At 69.0% G+C, this 18,549-nt stretch carries 18 protein-coding genes and 1 pseudogene; 13 read left to right on the top strand and 6 right to left on the bottom strand.

All coding sequences use genetic code 11. The annotated features are described in order from the left end of the window. The first annotated feature begins 103 nt into the window (after positions 1 to 103). Positions 104 to 520, top strand: coding sequence for an RNA polymerase-binding protein DksA (gene dksA / locus ACW172_RS00960; RefSeq protein ID WP_492033332.1), 417 nt, complete (start codon positions 104 to 106; stop codon positions 518 to 520). Positions 521 to 806: 286 nt separating this feature from the next. After that, entirely contained in the window at positions 807 to 2,141 is a 1,335-nt protein-coding gene (gene gltX / locus ACW172_RS00955; protein WP_492033331.1) for a glutamate--tRNA ligase, read from the top strand. Positions 2,142 to 2,204: 63 nt separating this feature from the next. Here gltX and ACW172_RS00950 read toward each other — a convergent pair whose 3' ends face one another. Together ACW172_RS00950 and ACW172_RS00945 are read right to left on the bottom strand one after the other, a co-directional pair. Continuing rightward, positions 2,205 to 2,498, bottom strand: coding sequence for a DUF8200 family protein (locus ACW172_RS00950; RefSeq protein ID WP_492033330.1), 294 nt, complete (start codon positions 2,496 to 2,498; stop codon positions 2,205 to 2,207). A gap of 124 nt (positions 2,499 to 2,622) precedes the next feature. Beyond that, on the bottom strand, positions 2,623 to 3,225 hold the full coding sequence (locus tag ACW172_RS00945; RefSeq protein ID WP_492033329.1) for an LOG family protein: 603 nt from the start codon (positions 3,223 to 3,225) through the stop codon (positions 2,623 to 2,625). A gap of 92 nt (positions 3,226 to 3,317) precedes the next feature. Here ACW172_RS00945 and ACW172_RS00940 point away from each other — a divergent pair, with 92 nt between their 5' ends. After that, the gene (locus ACW172_RS00940) at positions 3,318 to 4,085 is read left to right on the top strand and encodes a hypothetical protein (protein ID WP_492033328.1); all 768 of its coding nucleotides are present in this window, start codon (positions 3,318 to 3,320) and stop codon (positions 4,083 to 4,085) included. Positions 4,086 to 4,213: 128 nt separating this feature from the next. Here the strand turns inward: ACW172_RS00940 and ACW172_RS00935 are convergent, their stop codons facing one another. The 3 genes from ACW172_RS00935 to ACW172_RS00925 form a co-directional block, all read right to left on the bottom strand. Continuing rightward, positions 4,214 to 5,461: an NAD(P)/FAD-dependent oxidoreductase gene (locus tag ACW172_RS00935; protein WP_492033327.1), complete on the bottom strand. Its 1,248-nt coding sequence runs from the start codon at positions 5,459 to 5,461 to the stop codon at positions 4,214 to 4,216. Between the two features lie 255 nt (positions 5,462 to 5,716). Then, a complete protein-coding gene (locus ACW172_RS00930; protein WP_492033326.1) occupies positions 5,717 to 7,006 on the bottom strand; it encodes an acetyl-CoA C-acyltransferase in 1,290 nt (429 codons plus the stop codon). 36 nt (positions 7,007 to 7,042) lie between these two features. After that, on the bottom strand, positions 7,043 to 8,656 hold the full coding sequence (locus ACW172_RS00925) for a DHA2 family efflux MFS transporter permease subunit (RefSeq protein ID WP_492033325.1): 1,614 nt from the start codon (positions 8,654 to 8,656) through the stop codon (positions 7,043 to 7,045). A 53-nt stretch (positions 8,657 to 8,709) separates the two neighbouring features. Here ACW172_RS00925 and ACW172_RS00920 point away from each other — a divergent pair, with 53 nt between their 5' ends. From ACW172_RS00920 to ACW172_RS00875, 10 genes and pseudogenes are all read left to right on the top strand, one after another. Next, on the top strand, positions 8,710 to 9,360 hold the full coding sequence (locus ACW172_RS00920) for a TetR/AcrR family transcriptional regulator (protein ID WP_492033324.1): 651 nt from the start codon (positions 8,710 to 8,712) through the stop codon (positions 9,358 to 9,360). Then, the gene (locus tag ACW172_RS00915; protein WP_492033323.1) at positions 9,357 to 10,469 is read left to right on the top strand and encodes an HlyD family secretion protein; all 1,113 of its coding nucleotides are present in this window, start codon (positions 9,357 to 9,359) and stop codon (positions 10,467 to 10,469) included. Before ACW172_RS00920 ends, ACW172_RS00915 begins: the two co-directional genes overlap by 4 nt. A 19-nt stretch (positions 10,470 to 10,488) precedes the next feature. Continuing rightward, positions 10,489 to 11,613 carry a pectinesterase family protein gene (locus ACW172_RS00910; protein ID WP_492033322.1) on the top strand — a complete coding sequence of 375 codons (1,125 nt, stop codon included), beginning with the start codon at positions 10,489 to 10,491 and terminating at the stop codon, positions 11,611 to 11,613. Positions 11,614 to 11,731: 118 nt separating this feature from the next. Beyond that, positions 11,732 to 12,901, top strand: coding sequence for a pectate lyase (pelA, locus tag ACW172_RS00905; RefSeq protein WP_492033321.1), 1,170 nt, complete (start codon positions 11,732 to 11,734; stop codon positions 12,899 to 12,901). A 10-nt stretch (positions 12,902 to 12,911) separates the two neighbouring features. Further along, positions 12,912 to 14,504, top strand: a complete 1,593-nt coding sequence (locus ACW172_RS00900) for a carboxylesterase/lipase family protein (RefSeq protein WP_492033320.1) — start codon at positions 12,912 to 12,914, stop codon at positions 14,502 to 14,504. A 38-nt stretch (positions 14,505 to 14,542) separates the two neighbouring features. Beyond that, positions 14,543 to 15,745, top strand: coding sequence for a TetR/AcrR family transcriptional regulator (locus ACW172_RS00895; RefSeq protein ID WP_492033319.1), 1,203 nt, complete (start codon positions 14,543 to 14,545; stop codon positions 15,743 to 15,745). 42 nt (positions 15,746 to 15,787) lie between these two features. Next, positions 15,788 to 15,976: pseudogene (locus tag ACW172_RS00890) on the top strand (LuxR C-terminal-related transcriptional regulator); the annotation flags it as partial. 166 nt (positions 15,977 to 16,142) lie between these two features. Beyond that, positions 16,143 to 16,403 (top strand): hypothetical protein, encoded by a 261-nt coding sequence (locus ACW172_RS00885; protein ID WP_492035033.1) that lies wholly within the window; start codon positions 16,143 to 16,145, stop codon positions 16,401 to 16,403. Between the two features lie 115 nt (positions 16,404 to 16,518). Continuing rightward, the gene (locus ACW172_RS00880; protein ID WP_492033318.1) at positions 16,519 to 16,887 is read left to right on the top strand and encodes a hypothetical protein; all 369 of its coding nucleotides are present in this window, start codon (positions 16,519 to 16,521) and stop codon (positions 16,885 to 16,887) included. Between the two features lie 31 nt (positions 16,888 to 16,918). Continuing rightward, entirely contained in the window at positions 16,919 to 17,326 is a 408-nt protein-coding gene (locus ACW172_RS00875) for a hypothetical protein (protein ID WP_492033317.1), read from the top strand. 19 nt (positions 17,327 to 17,345) lie between these two features. Here the strand turns inward: ACW172_RS00875 and ACW172_RS00870 are convergent, their stop codons facing one another. Next, complete coding sequence (locus tag ACW172_RS00870) at positions 17,346 to 18,524, bottom strand: hypothetical protein (protein ID WP_492033316.1); 1,179 nt, start codon at positions 18,522 to 18,524, stop codon at positions 17,346 to 17,348. Positions 18,525 to 18,549: the final 25 nt, after the last annotated feature.

The raw sequence follows: 18,549 nt of genomic DNA, 5'->3' as shown, positions 1-18,549 counted from the left end.
GCGAACCGCGTTGCTCCGACTCTCGCCTGCGCCTAAAGGCGGTGTGCGCCACAGGGGGGCGTTTTAGTTGAAGAGCGTGAGTGCGATGAACGCAGTTGCGTCCATGGTTGCTGAAGAACCGGTCGCCTATCGGCCGACCGACGACGAGCCGTTCATGAATGAGCGGCAACTGGCCTACTTCAAACACAAGCTGATGGCCTGGCGGGATGACATCCTGCGCGAGTCCAAGGGCACGGTGCTCAATCTGAAGGCCGAGACCGAGAACCACCCCGATCTGGTGGACCGGGCCTCGTCCGAATCCGATCGGGCGCTGGAACTGCGGACCCGGGACCGTCAGCGCAAGCTGATCTCCAAGATCGAAGACGCCCTGCGTCGGATCGAGGACGGTTCGTACGGCTATTGCGAAGACACAGGCGAACCGATCGGCCTTGGCCGTCTGGAAGCCCGCCCGACGGCGACCCTGTCGGTCGAGGCCCAGGAGCGGCACGAGCGCCGCGAACGCGTCCACCGCGACGACTAGCTCGCGGGCGGCTGATCCGGGATTGTTTCGGCGTCTTGTTCGGCTCTCAGTTGGGCAAGTCGCCGGGCGACGAGATCACCGACAGTGTCGGTAAGCGTCTTTCCGCTCTCTTTCGCGGTGTTGCGTATCCATGCGCAAACGACCGGATCGGAGAGATAGACGGATTTCGGGTTCGACCAACGCGGCATGGCCAGAGCTTGCCACGTCTCGGCAGGATCGCAACCACGCCTTGACTTCGCCACCGCCGTGACCGACCTACGCGCCTCGTTTTCAAGGTCGCCTCTCCATGTCCGTCAAGGTCCGTTTCGCTCCGTCGCCCACCGGCAAGCTGCACGTCGGCAATGTCCGCACGGCCCTGGTCAACTGGATGTTCGCGAAAGGGCAGGGCGGTTCGTTTGTGCTGCGCATCGACGACACCGACCTGGCGCGCTCGACCGCCGAGTTCGAACAGGGGATCGAGGACGACCTGACCTGGCTGGGGATGCTCTGGGACGAGCGGTACAACCAGTCCAAGCGCTTCGACCGCTATGAGGAGGCCGCCGAGCGGCTGAAGGCCTCGGGGCGTCTGTATCCGGCCTATGAGACCGGCGAGGAGCTGGACCGCCGCCGCAAGGTGCAGCTGGCCCGCGGCCTGCCGCCGATCTACGACCGTTCGGCCCTGAACCTGACCGACGAAGAGAAGGCCGCGTTCGAGGCCGAGGGGCGTAAACCCCACTGGCGCTTCAAGCTCGAAGGCAAGCGTGTCGCCTGGGAGGATTTGGCGCGCGGTCACGCCGAGGTCGACACGGCCTCGATGTCGGACCCGGTGCTGATCCGCGAGGACGGGCTGTTCCTTTACACCCTGCCGTCGGTGGTCGACGACATCGACATGGGCATCACCCACATCATCCGGGGCGAAGACCACGTCACGAACACGGGCGCCCAGATCGAGATCTTCGAGGCGCTCGGCGCGACCGTGCCCGGCTTCGCCCACATGCCCCTGCTGGTCGGCGAGGACGGCTCGGCCCTGTCCAAGCGTCTGGGGTCGCTGTCGATCTCGGAGATGCGCGACCTGGGCTATGAGCCGATCGCCATCACCAGCCATCTGGGCCGCATCGGCACCTCGGACCCGCTGGAAGTCGGCGCCTCGGTCGAGGCGCTCGGCGAAAGCTTCGCCTTCACCAAGATGGGCCGATCGCCGGCGCGCTATGACACCGCCGATCTGGACCGTCTGAACGCCCAGGCCCTGCACGCCATGGACTATGCGACGGCCAAGCCCCGTCTGGAGGCTCTGGGCGTCGATCTGGGCGAGGCCTTCTGGGCCGTGGTGCGTCCGAACCTGCAGAAATTCGCCGATGTGGTCGAGCTGGCCAGGATCGTCCAGGGGCCGGTGACGCCGGTGGTCGAGGACGCGGGCTTTGCGGCGGCGGCGCTGGAACTGTTGCCCGAGACCATCGACGAGACGGCCTGGTCGGCCTGGACGACGGCGATCAAGGACAAGACCGGCGCCAAGGGCAAGGCCCTGTTCATGCCGCTGCGCCTGATCCTGACCGGTCAGCCACACGGACCGGATATGGCGGCCATGGCGCCCCTGATCGGCCGCGAGCGGATGATCCGGCGCCTGAACGGCGAAACCGCCTGAATAGAAAAGACCGCCTGAAGCGGGGCTTCAGGCGGTCCGATCTGCGTCAGGTTTTAGAACGTCTCAAGCGGCGTTGCAGGTCGCCAGCTGTTCAGCGCTGAGGGCGACGCCCTTGTACGAGAAGGCGCTGACCTGACCGACGCGGGCCACGACGCGGCGGCAGGCGCGCGGGGCGGGCTGGTTGGCGCCGCCCGTGGCGGTGCAGCTGGCGCCGTCGCAGCGCCACGAGGCGCCGTCGATGATCAGGGTGGCGGCCGGGGCCTTGGCGGCGTCGGCGAGGGTCAGGCTGGTGGCCGGGGTGTCGGCCAGGGCAGGGGCGGCGGCGAACAGGGCGGCCGCGAGCACGAGAGCGCGCATGGGATGTCTCCGGGAACGGGTCGGAGCCACAGGACTGCGCTCCTGAAACGCCAATGTCAGTTTCATTAGAAAACTGTCAAGGGCGAAACAGCGGCGCGATGCACTTTTTATGATCGATGATCAGTTATCTCTGATCATGTTGCACGACGGGCGCATCGCCCTGGACCATCATTTCAACGGCTTGCTCGACGCTGTCGGCGACGGAATAGGCTTGGAGGAAGGTGGGCGGGCTGAAGCCGCGGGCGACGCTGTCTTCCAGCACGGCGAGCAGGGGGGCCCAGAAGCCGTCGATGTTCAGGAAGATGATCGGCTTGTGGTGCAGGTCCAGCCGCTTCCACGACAGGAGTTCGATGACCTCCTCCAGGGTGCCGACGCCGCCGGGGGCGACGACGAAGGCGTCGGACTGGTCGTACATCAGCGTCTTGCGCTCGTGCATGGAGGTGACGACGATGGTCTCCACGTCGTCGAACAGCCGTTCGCGGCTGCGCAGGAAGGCCGGCATGATGCCGACGACGCGGCCGCCCGCCTCATGCGCGGCCCGGGCGGAGGCGCCCATCAGGCCCACGCCGCCGCCGCCATAGACCAGCCGCCAGCCCGCCCGGGCCGTCGCCGCGCCGAAGGCCGTCGCGGCCTCGATATAGGCGGGGTCGTTGCCGGGGGCCGAGCCGCAGAACAGGCAGACGGACTTGCCGTCGAAGGGGGCGATGGCGGTGGCGGGCAGGGACATGAATCCTCGAACGAAAAGCGGATAACAGGCCGAGACAAATCGGAACGGGCCGCGCTATCTGGGCCGACAGTCCTACAGACACGGCGAGCAGGATGAAACGGCGTATCTTCGCCATCGGCATGGCGGTTGCGGGCGCCCTCGGCGGCGCCGGCGCCTGTTCGCGTGCGCCCGAGGCCGGCGCGCCCCAGACCCAGGCGGGCTCCGACTGGGTCACGCCGCCGCAGGTCGAGAGCATCGAGCGCACCGGCTCGGGCCTGATGGTGCGGGGGCGGGCGGCGCCCGGAGGTCGTGTGGTGCTGCGCGCGGCGGGCGGTGTGGCCTATGCCGTCGGCGCCGACGCCAACGGGCGTTTCGACCTGCAGATTCGGTCGCCCGCCAATGACACCCTGTTCCTGGTCGAGACCCAGGCCGGTCAGGACGCCGCCCCGGCGCCGTATCGGATGCTGGTCTCGCGCGATCCAGTCGGGCCCACGGCCCTGCTGGGCGGAGGCGGCCCGACGAAGCGGCTGGACCGGGCCGGACCCCTGGACGTGGTGGATTCGGACGGCCACGCCCTTCTGGCCTCGGGGCGGGCGACGCCCGGGACGACGGTCCAGGTCTCGGTCGCCGGGCGCGAGCCGAGGCCGGTCCGGGTCGGGATGGACGGCCGCTGGAGCCTGATGCTGACCAATGAGGGCGCGGGCGGGGCCGAGATCGTCGTCGGCGGGCGGCGCTACGCCTATCCGGGGCCTGCGATGGGCAGCAGCGGAAACGCCGGGGCGGGCGATGGTCTGGCCATGGTCTCCAATCCGCAGGGCTGGTCGGTGTCCTGGCCGGTGCCGCCCCGCTCTCGTCAGAGCAGCTGGTTCCCGGCGAGCTGATGGCGTTTACCCCTCGTTAAGCAAAACGGCCGATGGAGGAATCGTCTTCTTTTTTGGGGACACCACCATCACCGAACTTCTTCAGCCCGGCGCCCGCGTCGGGCTTTTTTCTTGTCAGACGATCCCGATCAGGCCGCGACCTCCTTCATCGAGACGGCGGGGTCGGCCAGTTTGTCGGGGGCGACCGGGGTGGCGCGGCCGATCAGCAGGCGGCCGGCCATGAACTCGGGCGGGGCGTTGACGGCCTCGACGCAGACGACCTTATCGCCCGACAGGTGGAAGACGGCGAAACGGCCTTCGGAGACATCGCCGCGCAGGATCTGGCGGTCGGCGTCGAAGGGCAGGCCGGCGATCTGGAGCTTGATCTCATACTGGTCGGACCAGAACCACGGGACCTCGGGCGCCGGGGCGGGGCGGCCGGTGATGGCGCTGGCCGCCTGTTTGGCCTGTTCAAGGGCGTTGGGCACGCTCTCCAGCCGCATGACGCGACCGCCCATGACCGGGATCGGCCGGTGGGTCATGTCGCCGAGGGCGTAGATGGACGGGTCGGAGGTGCGGGCGGCCTCGTCGACCACCACGCCCCCCGAACTGACGGTGTCGCAGGTCAGGCCGGCGGTGCGGGCGAGGGCGTCGCAGGCCAGGGCGCCGACGCCCACCAGGATGACGTCGGCGGCGATCAGCTCGCCGTCGGCGAGGCGGACGCCCCCAACCTTCCCGTCAATGGCCTCGAAGCCGGAGACCTCGGCGCCGGTGCGGATCTCGACGCCGTGCGAGCGGTGGTGGTCGGTGAAGAAGGCCGAGAGGGTCTCGGACGCCACCCGCTGCAGCACCCGGTCCATCCGCTCCAGCACCACGACCTCGGCGCCCAGTTTGCGGGCCGAGGCGGCGGCCTCGAGGCCCACATAGCCGCCGCCGACCACGGCCATGCGCTTACCGGGCCCGAGGGCGCCCTTGAGGCGTTCGGCGTCCTGAAGCGTGCGAAGTTCGATCAGTTCGGGCCGGTCGGCGCCGGGGATGGGGAGCTTGCGGGCGACGGAGCCGGTAGCGAGGATCAGGATGTCATAGGGTTCGACCGCGCCGCCCTCGAAGGTCACGGTCTTCGCGGCCGCGTCGATGGCGGTGGCGGTGACGCCGGTGCGAAGCTCGATCTTCTGCTCGGCGTAGAAACTTTCGGGGCGGAGCAACAGGGCGTCGAGGTCGGCCTCGCCCTTCAGCCAGGCCTTGGAGAGGGGCGGGCGCTGGTAGGGCGGGGCGGTTTCCGTCCCGGCGAGGACGATTTGCCCTTCAAAGCCGTACTGACGCAGAAGGGCCGCCGCCGAGCCGCCCGCATGGCCCGCGCCAATGATCAGGACCTGGGTGTCGTCAGAAATTTCCACTTGGAAACAGGGCCTTATCGTAAGCGGCTGCGGGGTGTCCGCCCTATTTAGGATGGTTCGCGGTCGGACGCCACGGGCGGCTCCCTTTGTAACTTTAGGCCACGAAGTGTTTCAAAACCGCATGTCGCACTTGCGAAATTGTGCGTCGCAACATAGATTGCTCCTCGACGCTTCGGCGTCATGCCCTTTCCTGGGCGTTTCCTCCCAAATAAACTTTTTATGGCCGCGTCCTCGGACGCGGCCTTTTTTTCGTGCCTAGGCGGCTTCGAGCAGAGCCATGGTGCCGAGGCCGCCGTCGGCGCAGATGCTGACGATGGCGCGCGTGCCCGAGGGACGGCTGGCCAGCTCCTTGACCGCCTGGGAGAGAATGCGGGCGCCGGTGGCGCCGAACGGGTGGCCCAGCGCCGTCGAGCCGCCGTTCGGGTTCACGCGATCGACCGGGAAGGCGCCGAGGTCGGCGGTGACGCCCGCCTTGTCGCGCAGGAAGGTCGGGTCCTGCCAGGCCTTGATGTGGAACAGGACCTGGGCGGCGAAGGCCTCGTGGATCTCCCACAGGTCGATGTCGGCATAGGTCAGGCCGTTGCGGACCAGCATGCGCGGCACCCCATAAGCCGGGGCCATGAGCAGGCCCTCGTGCTTCAGGTCGATGGAGGTGACCTCATAGTCGATCAGCTTCACCCGCGGCGTCTCGGCGGGCAGCCGCTTCAGCCCCTCGTCGGAGGCGACCCAGATGGCGGCGGCGCCGTCGGTCAGGGGCGAGGAGTTGCCGGCCGTCAGGGTGCCCTGGCCGCTGGTCTTGTCGAAGGCGGGCTTGAGCTTCGCCAGTCGCTCCAGCGAGGTGTCGGGGCGGGGCAGGTTGTCCTTCCTGAACTCCCCGACCGGGATGACGAGGTCGTCGAAGAAGCCCCGGTTCCAGGCGGCGACGGCGGTCTGGTGGCTGGCGAGGGCCACGCGATCCTGATCCTCGCGAGAGATTTGCCAGTCCTTCGCCGTGATCTCGGTGTGCTCGCCCATGCTCATGCCGGTGGTGCGGTTGACCACCTTGGGGATGAACAGGGACAGGGGCTTGAGGGCCGACAGCAGGCCGATGCGCTGGCCGAGGGTCTTCGCCTGCAGGAACTTCCGCAAGCCGTCGGACAGGCCGGGGCTGAGGCCGATCTGGACCCGGCTCATGGCCTCGACGCCGCCGACGAGGGCCAGATCGCGCCCGCGGCCGTCGATCATCCCCGCCGCCTCGAACACCCCGATCATCGAGGTCGAACAGGCCATGACGGTGGAAAAGGCCGGGATGGTCGGGTCGAGGCCGGCGTCGAGCAGGACCTCGCGGGCCAGATTGCTCCAGGTCAGGTTGGGGATGACCGTGCCCCAGACGGCGAAGTCGGGCTTTGCGCCGTTCAGCTTCGCGACCATGGCCTGGGCGACGGGGACCGAGAGGGCGATGGCGTCATAGGCGGACAGCGGGCCGTCGACCTTGGCGAAGGGCGTTCGCACGCCCGCCGCCAGCCAGACCGGAGCCTTTGAAGAGGTCTTGGGAGTGCGGGCCATCACACGTCTCTCATTCGGGGGAGGAGAAGCTTCACCCTAGTGCTCATTGGCGACCGGCGCCGCGTTTTTCGGCGGGCGGCAGAAGGGGACCATGATCAGGGCGAAGAGGAAGATCCAGGCCATCAGGCGGAAGACGTCGTTGAAGGCCAGGGTCAGGGACTGACGCGCCACCACTCTGGCCAGCTCGCTCTGGGCCATCAGCAGGGCCTGTGTGCTGTCGGAGGTGACGCGACCGATCTGGGCGGCGAGGCCGGTGACCAGTTCGGCGGCATGGCTGTGCGGCTGGCCCATGGCCTCGCCGAAGCGCTGGACATGCAGGCGGGCATTGTCGCCGAGCCAGGTGTTGACCATGGCGATGCCCACGGCGCCGCCGAGGTTTCTCATCAGGTTGAACAGGCCCGAGGCGTAGCGCAGGTCGGGCCCCGCGAAGCCGGCCAGGGCGAACTGCACGCTCGGCACGATGCACAGCATGATCGAGAAGCCGCGCAGGACCTGGGGCCAGAAGAAGCTGGCGAAGCCCCAGTCGGGCGTCAGGTGCGACGTCAGGAAGAGGCTGAAGGCGAACAGGCTGAGGCCCACGCCGATGATGATCCTCTGGTCCACGGTCTGGGAGGCGCGGGCGGCGACGATGACGCTGAACAACTGGGCGCAGCCGGTGACCACGACCGTCGTGCCGATCTCCAGCGAGTTGTAGCCGCGCACCCGGCCGAGGAAGACCGGGATCAGATAGGTGGCGGCATAGATGCCGAAGCCGATTGTCAGGTTGAAGACGCAGGCGAAGACGAAGGTCGGCTTTTTGAACGGCGTCAGGCGCACGATCGGCCCGCCGGAGTTGAAGGATCGCTCGAGGAACAGGACGAAGCCGACGAGGGACGCCCAGGCGGCGATGGCGATGGCCGGGTCCTGGAACCAGTCGTTCTTCGGCCCTTCCTCGAGGACGTATTCCAGCCCGCCGAGGAAGACGGCCATGGCGGCGAGGTGGGAGTAGTCGATCCGCTTCAGCATGGCGAAGTTCGGCAGGTCGACCTTGATCAGGCGCAGGGCGAAGACGGTGACCAGCGCGCCGGGCACGATGTTGACGTAGAAGATCCAGCGCCAGCCGGCCGCGTCGGTGATCCAGCCGCCGACGGTGGGGCCGAGCGTCGGCGCCAGCACCGAGACCATGCCGAGGATGGCCGGGATCATGGCTCTCTGCTTGCCCTCGAACATGGCGAAGCCGGTGGCGAAGACGGTCGGCACCATGGCTCCGCCGACGAAGCCCTGGATGACCCGGAAGACGATCATCGACTCGATGTCCCAGGCCATCCCGCACAGGGCGCTGGAGACGGTGAACAGCCCCGCCGACAGGGCGAACAGGTAGCGGGTCGAAAGCGACTGGGCGAGGAAGGCCGCGAAGGGGATCATGATCAGCTCGGCGATCAGATAGCCGGTCTGGATCCAGCTGATCTCGTCAGGACCCGCCGACAGGCCCGCCTGGACGTCGTTCAGTGAGGCGGCGACGATCTGGATGTCGATCAGGGCCATGAACTGGCCGAAGGCCATGACCCCGAAGATCAGGAACTTCACCGGCGTGGGCAGGGCCAGCGGGTTCGGCGGCGCCTGGGTGGGGCGGGCCGGGGCGGGAAGGCTGTCGGCGGTGGCGTCGGTCATCGGAGGCGTCCTGTCGGGGCGGCCCCTTGCGGCAGCGCCGGCCTTTATATTACATGCGTCATATAAAGGAGGCCCGCAAGGCCATGCGCTATGACGCCGAACACAAGGCCCGGACCCGGCAGAAGGTCCTGACCGTCGCCAAACAGGCCATCCGCCAGAACGGGCTCGCCAATCTCGGCGTGGCCGCGGTGATGAAGGACGCCGGCCTGACCCACGGTGGCTTCTATGCCCACTTCCCGTCGCGCGACGCCCTGATCGATGCGGCGCTTGAGGAGATGCTGGAGGGGGCGAAGGCGCGGTTCCAGCGGATCACCGACGGCCTGCCGCTGCCGGTCGCGCTCTCAACCTATCTCGACATGTATCTGTCCGCCGGGCACCGCGATTCCGGGACCTTCCTGTGTCCACTGCCGATCCTGTCGACCGACATGACGCGGCTGGAGCCGGCCCAGCGGGCGGCCTATGCCGTGACCGCCGACCGTCTGGCGTCGCTGATGCGGCCGATGATCGAGGCGGCCGATCCGTCGCTCGACCCCGAGGAAGCCGTGCTGGTCTCGCGCTCGGTGGTGTCGGAGGCCGTGGGGGCCCTGTCCCTGGCCCGCGCCATCGGCCCGACCGAACAGTCCGACGCCATTCTCGATGCTTCGCGCACCGCCCTGAAACGCCGCCTCGGCCTCCCCGCCGTCGCGACCGGAGCCGTCCAATGACCGCCACCACGCCTGACGCCGTCGCCGTTCCTGCGAAGAAGGCGGGTCTGCCCTTCTCGAAGCGGACCCTGATCATGGTCTCGGCGGCGGTGGTCGTCGCCCTCGGCGGGGCGGCGGTGGTGCTGATGCCCCGCAACACCGTCTCGACCGAGGCGGCCTATGTGCAGGCGGATTCGTCGTCTGTCGCGCCCCGGGTGCGCGGCCTGATCGCCGAGGTGCTGGTCGCCCACAATCAGGCGGTCAAGAAGGGCGATCCTCTGGTCCGCATCGACCCCGAGGAGTTCGACGCCCGCGTCGCCGCCGCCGAGGCCGATCTGGCCGACGCGGAGGCCGCGCTTCTGGCCGCCCATGCCGCCCTGACCTCGCTGGGGGCTGACGAGGCCCTGGCCGCCGCCAACATCCGCTCGGCGCGGACCTCCATCGCCTCGGCCGACGCCCAGAACGCCCGGGCCCAGGCCGACCGCCAGAGGTTCGACGACCTGCTGGCCTCGGGCACGGTGGCGCGCCGGGACGCGGAGGAGCGCCGCGCCGCCGCCGTCAGCGCCCAGTCGACCGCCGACAAGACCCGCGCCGATCTGGAGGTCACCCGCAATCAGGCGGGAGTCGTCGGCGCCCGCCGTGAGGTCCTGACCGCCGCCGTCGCCCGCGCCGAGGCCTCGGTCGCCCGGGCCCAGGCCGCGCTCGATCTGGCGCGCCAGGATCAGGCGAATACGATCGTCCGCGCCCCCATCGACGGCATCGTCGGCGACCGGCAGGCCGAGCCCGGCGACTATGTCCAGGCGGGCACGCGGCTGCTGACCGTGGTCCCGGCGACCGGCCTCTATGTCACCGCCAACTTCAAGGAGACCCAGACGGGCCGGATGCGGGTCGGCCAGCGCGCCGACATCGAGATCGACGCCCTGCCGGGCGCGCATCTGCACGGCGTCGTGGACAGTTTCGCCCCGGGCTCGGGCTCGACCTTCTCCCTGCTGCCGTTCGAGCCGGGGACGGGCAACTTCACCAAGGTGGTCCAGCGGGTGCCGGTCCGCATCCGCCTCGACCCCGGCCAGCCGGCGCTGGACCAACTGCGCAGCGGCCTGTCGACCACGGTCAAGGTGACGCTGAAATAGGGTCTGGTAGAAGGGGCGGATGAGCGTCGCCCCGTCCCGCCGTCTGATCCTTGCCGCGCTCGCCGCGAGCGGGCTGGCGTCGGCGGTACGTGCCGCGTCCGGCACGTTCGACGCGGCGGTCATGCGGTCCGGGCAGGGCAGGGCGCCGGCGGGGGTGCGCGTCTATCCCGACCTGACCTCGGCCATCGCGGCGGCGCCCGCCGACGGGACGCGGCCGTTCCGCATCTGGATCGGGCCGGGCAGTCATGAGGGGCAGGTCGTGGTCGACAGGCCCTTCGTCCATCTGGTCGGGGCGAGCCGGACGGGGTCCGTGATCAATCATCTGGCCGCCTCGGGACTGGCGGGACCGGACGGGCGCAACTGGGGCACGACGCGCAGCGCGACCCTGTTCGTGCGGGCGCCGGACTTCCGGGCCGAAAACCTGACCATCAACAACGCCTTCGACGGCCTGGCCGAGATGACGAAGCCGGGAGGCCTCAGGTCGCACGACGGGGCGGGACCGCAGGCCGTGGCCCTGATGCTGGACCGGGGCGCCGAGCGGTCCGTGATCCGCGACTGCGACGTCCTCGGCTATCAGGACACCCTGTTCGCCAATGTCGGGACGGCCCTGTTCGAGCGCTGCCTGATCGTCGGCAGCTATGACTTCATCTTCGGCGCGGGGCGGGTCTGGTTCGAGGGCTGCGAGATCCTCTCGCGTCCGCGTCCGGGCGAGACGGCCGACAAGATGGGCGACGGCTATATCGCCGCGCCCAGCACCCCGATCGACCAGCCGTTCGGCTTCGTCTTCCATCGCTGTCGGCTGACGAAGGAGGCGGAGACGGCGAAGGCTTCCGTCTTCCTCGGGCGGCCCTGGCGGCCGACGACGACCTTCCCCGACGGCCGCTACGGCGATCCGCGCTTCGTGGCGGCGGCGAGCTACCTCGACTGCTGGATGGACGACCATATCGCTCCGGAGGGCTGGACCGAGATGTGGTACACGGGCCGCGACGGCAATCCGCGCACCATGCTCCAGCCGGAAGAGGTGCGCTTCTCCCAGCATGGGTCGGTTGGGCCGGGCGCTGCGGCGTTCGGACGTGGCAAGACGCTGACCGACTCCGAGGCCGCCGCCGTCACCCGCGCCGCGGTCATCGGCGACCTGCGCTAGCATACCGTTTCCCCAAATCGGACCTTCCAGCGGCCTTCTGGCCTCTTGACGTCCGCACGCAACGGGCGCACCCCTAAAGAAAAACATACCACAAACACAAATGGCCCGGGGAAACGCCATGACTGTACGAAAGGGGCTCGCCGCCGTCCCGCTTCTTGCCGGTGTGGCGGCGGGCGCGGCGTGGGCCCAAACGCCTGCGCCCGTACCGTCGGCCCAAACCGCCTCGCCCGATCAGGCCGCTCTCGCGGCCATGACGCCCGAGCAGCTCCGCGCCCGGGCGCAGGCGCGGATCGCCAATCCCAACCGCCCGACCGGCTGGTGGGCCGAGACGGTCAGCAAGCAGCCCGACGCCTGGTACCGCACGCCCGAAGGCCTGCAGATGACCGCCAACATCCTGTCCTGGCAGGATCCGACCGGCGGCTGGCCGCTGATGAACACGACGCGGGAGCTCAACCGGGGCGACCCGGCGCAGGCGGGGCCGTGGGGCACGAAGGGCGCCCTGATCAAGGCCACGGTCAATGAGATGCGCTTCCTCGCCCGGGCCTACCGCGCGACCGGCGATGAAAAGGATCTGGCCGCCGTGCGCCGGGGTCTGGGCTTCATCCTGATGTATCAGTACCCGACCGGCGGCTGGCCCCACTCCGTGCCGCCGCCCGCCGAGGGCTATGAGCGCTACGCCACCTTCAACGACGACATGATCGTGGATGTGATGAGCCTGCTGCGCGAGGTCGCGGGCGGAGGGGACTTCGCGAGCCTGCCCGAGGCCGACCGTCAGGCGGCGAAGGCGGCCTTCGACAAGGCGCTCGATTTCATCCTCAAGACCCAGATCGTCGTCGACGGCCAGCGCACCGCCTGGGGCCAGCAGTATGACGAGGTGGCGCTGGAGCCGCGCGCGGCCCGGCGGTTCGAGCCCGTAGCCATCTCGGGCGGGGAGAGCGTCGGGGTGCTCCTGCTGCTGATGAGCCTCGAGGATCCGTCGCCGGAGGTCCGGCGTGCGATCCGCGAGGGCGCCGACTGGTTCGACCGGAGCCAGCTGCACGGCATCCGCTTCGTGCGCGAGAACGGCGACGGCCAGGTGCGGCCCGACCCGGACGCCCCGCCGCTGTGGGCGCGCTATTACGAGATCGGGACCAACCGGCCGATCTTCGCCGGGCGCGACGGTGTGATCCGCTACGACCTCAGTGAAGTCGAGCAGGAGCGACGCGGCGGCTACGGCTGGTACAGCCCGGCCGGGGCGCAGGTGCTGACCGCCTGGACCCAATGGCGTCAGGCCCATCCCGAAAACTGAGGAGAACCCGATGGCTGATCTCGATCGCCGGAGCCTGCTGGCCGCCGCCGGGGTCACGGCGGCCCTCGCCGCGCCGGGGCTCGCCTACGCCCAGTCTGTGCCCATCGCCCGCACGGCTTACGGACGCGTCAGTGGCTTCCGCAACGGCGACATCCTCGGCTTCAAGGGCATTCCCTACGGCGCGGACACGGCGGAGACCCGGTTCGCGGCGCCGAAGCCGCCCCGGCCCTGGCGCGGCGTGAAAGCCTGCACCGCCTTCGGACCCATGGCGCCCCAGCCGGGCAGCGGGGCCAACAGCGGCTATCTGCCCGACCGCGCCTTCACCACCGACGACACCTCGGAGGACATGCTGAAGCTGAACGTCTGGACCCCCGGTCTGGATGGGAAGAAGCGGCCGGTGCTGGTCTGGATCCACGGCGGCGGCTTCATCAACTTCTCGGCCAACAGCGACCTCTACGACGGGACCCATCTGGCGCAGTTCGGGGATGCGGTGGTGGTGTCGATGAACCACCGGCTGAACAGCTTCGGCTATCTGTATCTGGCGGAGCTCGGGGGCGAGGAGTTCGCGGATTCCGGCAACACCGGCATGCTCGACCTGGTCCTGATGCTGCAGTGGGTGCGGGACAATATCGGCGCGTTCGGCGGCGATCCCGGCTGCGTCACCATCTGGGGGCAGTCGGGCGGTGGGGCCAAATGCTCGGTCCTGATGGGGATGCCGGCGGCGCGCGGCCTGTTCCATCGGGTCATGACCATGAGCGGCCAGCAGGTCACTGTCACCCCGCCCGAGATGGCCACCGAAACGGCGAGGAAGGTCCTGACCCAGGCCGGGGTCTCGACCCCCGCCGAGCTGAAGCGCCTGACGAAGGACCAGCTGATCGCGGCCAGTCGGGGCGTCTATTACGGCCCGGTGCTGGACGGGCGGACCCTGACCCGGCACCCGTTCGAGCCGGACGCCACGCCCCTGTCGGCCGACGTGCCCCTGATCATGGGCAATACCCATGACGAGACCCGGCTGCTGATCGGCCCCTCGGATCCGGCGCTTTTCGACCTGAAGTGGGACGATCTGCCCGCCAAGCTGACCCGGGCGATCCAGTCCTATATGGGCCAGATGACCCCCGAGGCGGTGACCGCCTGGTATCGCGACAAATATCCGATGTATTCGCCGTCGGAGGTCTTCTTCGCGGCGACCACGGCGCTGCGGTCGTGGCGGGCCCAGATCATCCAGGCGGACCGGCGCGCGGTGCAGCCGGGCGCCTCGACCTGGGTCTATCAGTTCGACTGGAAGAGCCCGGCCATGGGCGGCAAATGGGGCGCGCCCCACTGCGCCGACATCCCCTTCTACTTCCGGAACAATCGGGAGATGGTCTCCATGACCGGCGGCGGGGCCGAGACCGACGCCCTGGCCGAGACCATGTCGAAGGCGCTGCTGAACTTCGCCCGCACCGGAAACCCGAACGGGGCGGGGGTTCCGGACTGGCCGAAGTATGAGTTGCCGGGCCGGGTCACCATGCAGTGGGACACCGTCAGCCGGGCGACGCCCGATCCGCGCGGCGAGGAGCGGCGGCTGGTCGGGCTGATCCCTTACCGCCAGCCAGGGACGTGACGGTTGCGGTTGTCGGGCCGGGCGGGCAGTCAGGGGCGATGACCGACGCCGCCGCCTCCCCCCGCTTCGAGAGCAAGCGCCGGCTGATCCTCGACGAGGCCACGCGGCTGTTCAAGGCGCGCGGGCTGAAGGGGGCGACCCTGATCGACGTCGCCCGCAGCATCGGCCTGAGCAACACCAGCGTCAGCTACTACTTCCCGCGCCGCGACGATCTGGCGGCGGCCTGCTTCTTTCGCACGATCGCGGCCTATGACGCCCTGCTGGACGCGGTGGGGCCGGTGGAGGCGGAGGGACGGATCCGCGCCTTCATGGATCTGTATTTCGCCCATCTGGCCCGGATGGCGCGGGGCGAGGCGCCGGACCTGATCGGCTTCAGCGACCTCAGCGCCCTGACCGGGCCGCAGGCGCAAGCCGTGTTCGAGGCCTTCGTGAACCTGTTCCGGCGGGCGAGGGCGGTGCTGATCGGGCCGCCGCGTCCGGGCGACAGCGCGTCCGCAAGGAACGCCCGCGCGCATCTGCTGCTGTCGGTCGTCTTCGGCGCCGCCCACTGGGCGCGGGAGTTCCAGGCGGAGGACCTGCCCCGGATCGGGGCGCGAACGGCGGACATCCTGCTGAACGGCCTGTCGGGAGCGGGCGCGATCTGGCCGCCCGAGCCGCTGGATTTCGACGCCGGACCCGACGACGGCGCGCGCGAGGCCTTCCTGCGCGCGGCGACGCGGTTGCTCAATGAAAAGGGCTATCACGGCGCCTCGGTCAGCCAGATTTCGGCGCGGCTGGGCGTGACCAAGGGCTCCTTCTACCACCACCTCGACACCAAGGCGGACCTGGTCAGCGACTGTTTCGACCGCAGCTTCGGCATCGTGCGCCGGGCCCAGGACGCGGGCTTCGCGCTTGAGGCGTCAGGCTGGGAACGGCTGTCGCGGACGGTGGCAGGTCTGGTGCGGTACCAGTTGTCGGAGCAGGGGCCGCTGCTGCGCCACACCGCCCTCAGCGCGGCGCCGCAAGAGGTGCGGTCCGACATCGCGGCGGCGACGCGTCGGGTCGGGGACCGCTTCGGACAGATGGTCGCGGACGGGATGATCGACGGCTCGATCCGGCCGGTGGACCAGACCCTGGCCGCGCGGATGCTGGACGACATGATCAACGCCGCCGCCGAGCTATGGCGCTGGGCGCCGGGCCTGGATGAGGCCGGGGCGGTCCGCGGCTACGCGCGGCCGATGATGTTCGGTCTGCAGGGCTGACGGCCCGCGGGCGGCCGCCGTCTAGCACTAAAGCCTGACAGTATGACGCCTTGCGTCGCCGCGCGTCTGGCGGCAACGATGATCGGGCGGAGAGGCCGCGGGTGCAGGTCCATGTCAGGAGCCCACGACAAGCTGACGGAACGCGAGCGCGAATGTCTGCGCCTCGTCCACGCGCACCTGAACTCCAAGCAGATCGCCCGCGAGCTGGGCATCAAGCCGGGCACCGTCGACCGGCATTGCGAGAACGCGGTCCGCAAGCTGCAAGCCGGCAACCGGATCGACGCGGCCCTGCGTCTGGCGGCCTCGGAGACCCTTGGGACCGGTTCCCAATCCGATCCGATCCCAATGGCCCATTGGCCCTCTTCGGCCTCCTTTGAGGGGGCAAACGAGGAAGACCATGACCGCGAAACAGGATCTGATACCGAGCGTCAGCTGGGTCGGGGTGGAAGCCATTCTCATGGGGATGGCCAATACGCCCGACAAACGTCTGATGGTCGGCCATCTGGTGGAGGGCACGCGCAAACAGGCACCCTTCCTGACGCCCGAAGGGGTGATGACCGAGCTCTTCTATCTGGCCACGGCATTGCTCGATCAGGACTTCAATCCGTCCTTCACGGGAACGAGCTCCTCGGGCGCATCCTCGTCGTCTTCGGCGTAGCCGCCGTTGCGGCCTTGATCCTTCTCAGCCTCGCGGGGGCCGAAAGCTTCGCCTTTCTTCTTCAGAAGTTCCGCTACGGCGGCTGAAGCCCCCGGTCCATCTCCGGAAGCCCGATATGAAACGCGCCGAAAAGGCCGCGAGCATCGCCGCTCGCCTGCACAAAGCCCTGAGCCAGGCCGAGGCCGGTCAGGACCAGTCCATCGCCCGCCTGGGCCGTCTGGCCGAGACCCTGACCCGGTCACGCCGCGACGCCGGCCTGTCGCCGACCGTCGGCCAGCCGGTGTTCGACGCCCTGTCCCGGGCCATGGCCGCCCAGATCGAATCCCAGCGCGCCATGGTCGATCTGCATCAGGCCCTTGCCGAGGTGCAGGAGCGCACCGCCTTCCGCGGCCTCAAGCTGGGTGGGCTGGACAAGGACGATCTCTTGAGCCCGCGCGTATTCCGCCACTTCCCTCGCCTATCACTGGTTGAGGAAACCGCCTGATCAGAGGTAGGAGACGGCGGGGGGAACCGCCGTGTCGCCGATCTATCTGTTCACGCTCGTCATCTTCATCGTCGTCGGCCTCGCCGCCCTGCTGCGCGGGGGGCGGTGGGAACGGATCGCCGTGGGCGTCCTGGCGGCGGCCTGGATCGGCTCGGCCCTGACGCCCTTCAACAAGATCGATCCGCCGTGGATGGCCATCGCCATCGACACCGCCGTCTTCCTCTTCTTCCTCTACGCCGCCCTCTATTCGGGACGCGGCTGGACCAGTGCGGCGGCGAGCTTCCAGTTCCTGATCCTGTGCACCCACTTCGTCTTCGCCCGCGACCGCGCGCTGGAGCAGTGGGCCTATATCTCGGCCTACTACGTCTGGAACCTGGGGGTCATCGGCGCCCTTGCCTGCGGCGTGGTGTGGCGCGGGGGAAGGCGGGCTCAGCCCTGACACCCGGCGGCGCGCTGCTTCAGTCGTGCATTCCCTCGGCCTCGGCCTCGGCGTCCGACATCTGGGTGTCGAAGGGATTGGCGTCCGTCGGAGACGCGGACGAAGGGGCGAAGGGTGAGGATTCGAGTCCGCCGGGGGCCAGGCTGTCCGCCGGAGCGAAAGGCGAGGGCTCAAGGGTGTTGGACGAGGCGCTCTCGAACGCCCGGGTCGTATAGTGGAACTCGCGGGACGGTTCCTGGGCTGTCGACGGCTCGGCGACAGAGGTGGTGCTGAAGGAGTTTCGGCGCGGGCGCGCGGCCACGGATGACGGACCGCGGAAATAGTCGATGGCGCTCACCCGTGTCGATGTCCGGCCGTGGATGTCGAACGCGGAGGAGGTGACGTCCTGAAGCGTGGCGCGATCCTTGGCGACGGCCAGGGAGCTCATCGCGCGTCGCGGGGAGATCAGACCGTTGGCGGCCAGCCGGTTGACCGCGTCGATGATGCCTTCGGTCTCGGCCGAGGGCCGGCCGTTGATCACCACCGGATCGAACTGGTTCGAGATCTGGCCATTGGTCCGGGCGTCGCCGAAACGCAGGTTCAGGATGCCGTTGCAGGCCTCGTCCATGACCTGGTTGAACAGGCCCACGTCATTGTTCACCCGGGCCTGGTGGAGGCGGGCGTAGAGATCTTCGCCCGCCTGGTCGCCGGCCAGGGCGCGCAGGAAGCCGGCCAGGGCCTCATCCTCCCGCGGCCGCGCCGATGAAGAGGACGAGCCGAGCCCCTGACGGTCGCGGCGGTTCAGGGCGTCGCGGGCGTCGATCAGGATGATGCGGATGCGGCTGTCGGCCAGGATGTGGTTGCGGGACACCCGGGCGGCCCTCAGGCGCGGACCCCCGCCGTCGAGGGGCAGGATCCGCATGGCGTATTCCGAACCCGGTCCCCGACGGCTTTCCGCGAGCATGTCCTGGGTGACCGCCTCGGACATGGACGAGCGGCCATGCGCCGCCCGCTCCCCGTAGGAGGCGGTGTAGATGATGTTTTCGGTGTCCCGCCCGAAACCGCGCGAGCGTTTGTTCGACTCGGGCAGCGGCCGCTCACCGCTTCTGTGGCTGCGCGTGGCGAAGGGTGACGAGGACGAGGATGAGGATGAGGATGAAGAGGAAGACGCGGAATTGCCGTCCTCTTCAAAGGCCTCACGGGATCGCTTCTTGGTCATTCGAGCGGGACCTCCGTTGGCGGGG

This window comes from Brevundimonas sp. ALps5, assembly GCF_058681645.1.
This window is presented reverse-complemented; position numbering and strand designations above follow the sequence as displayed.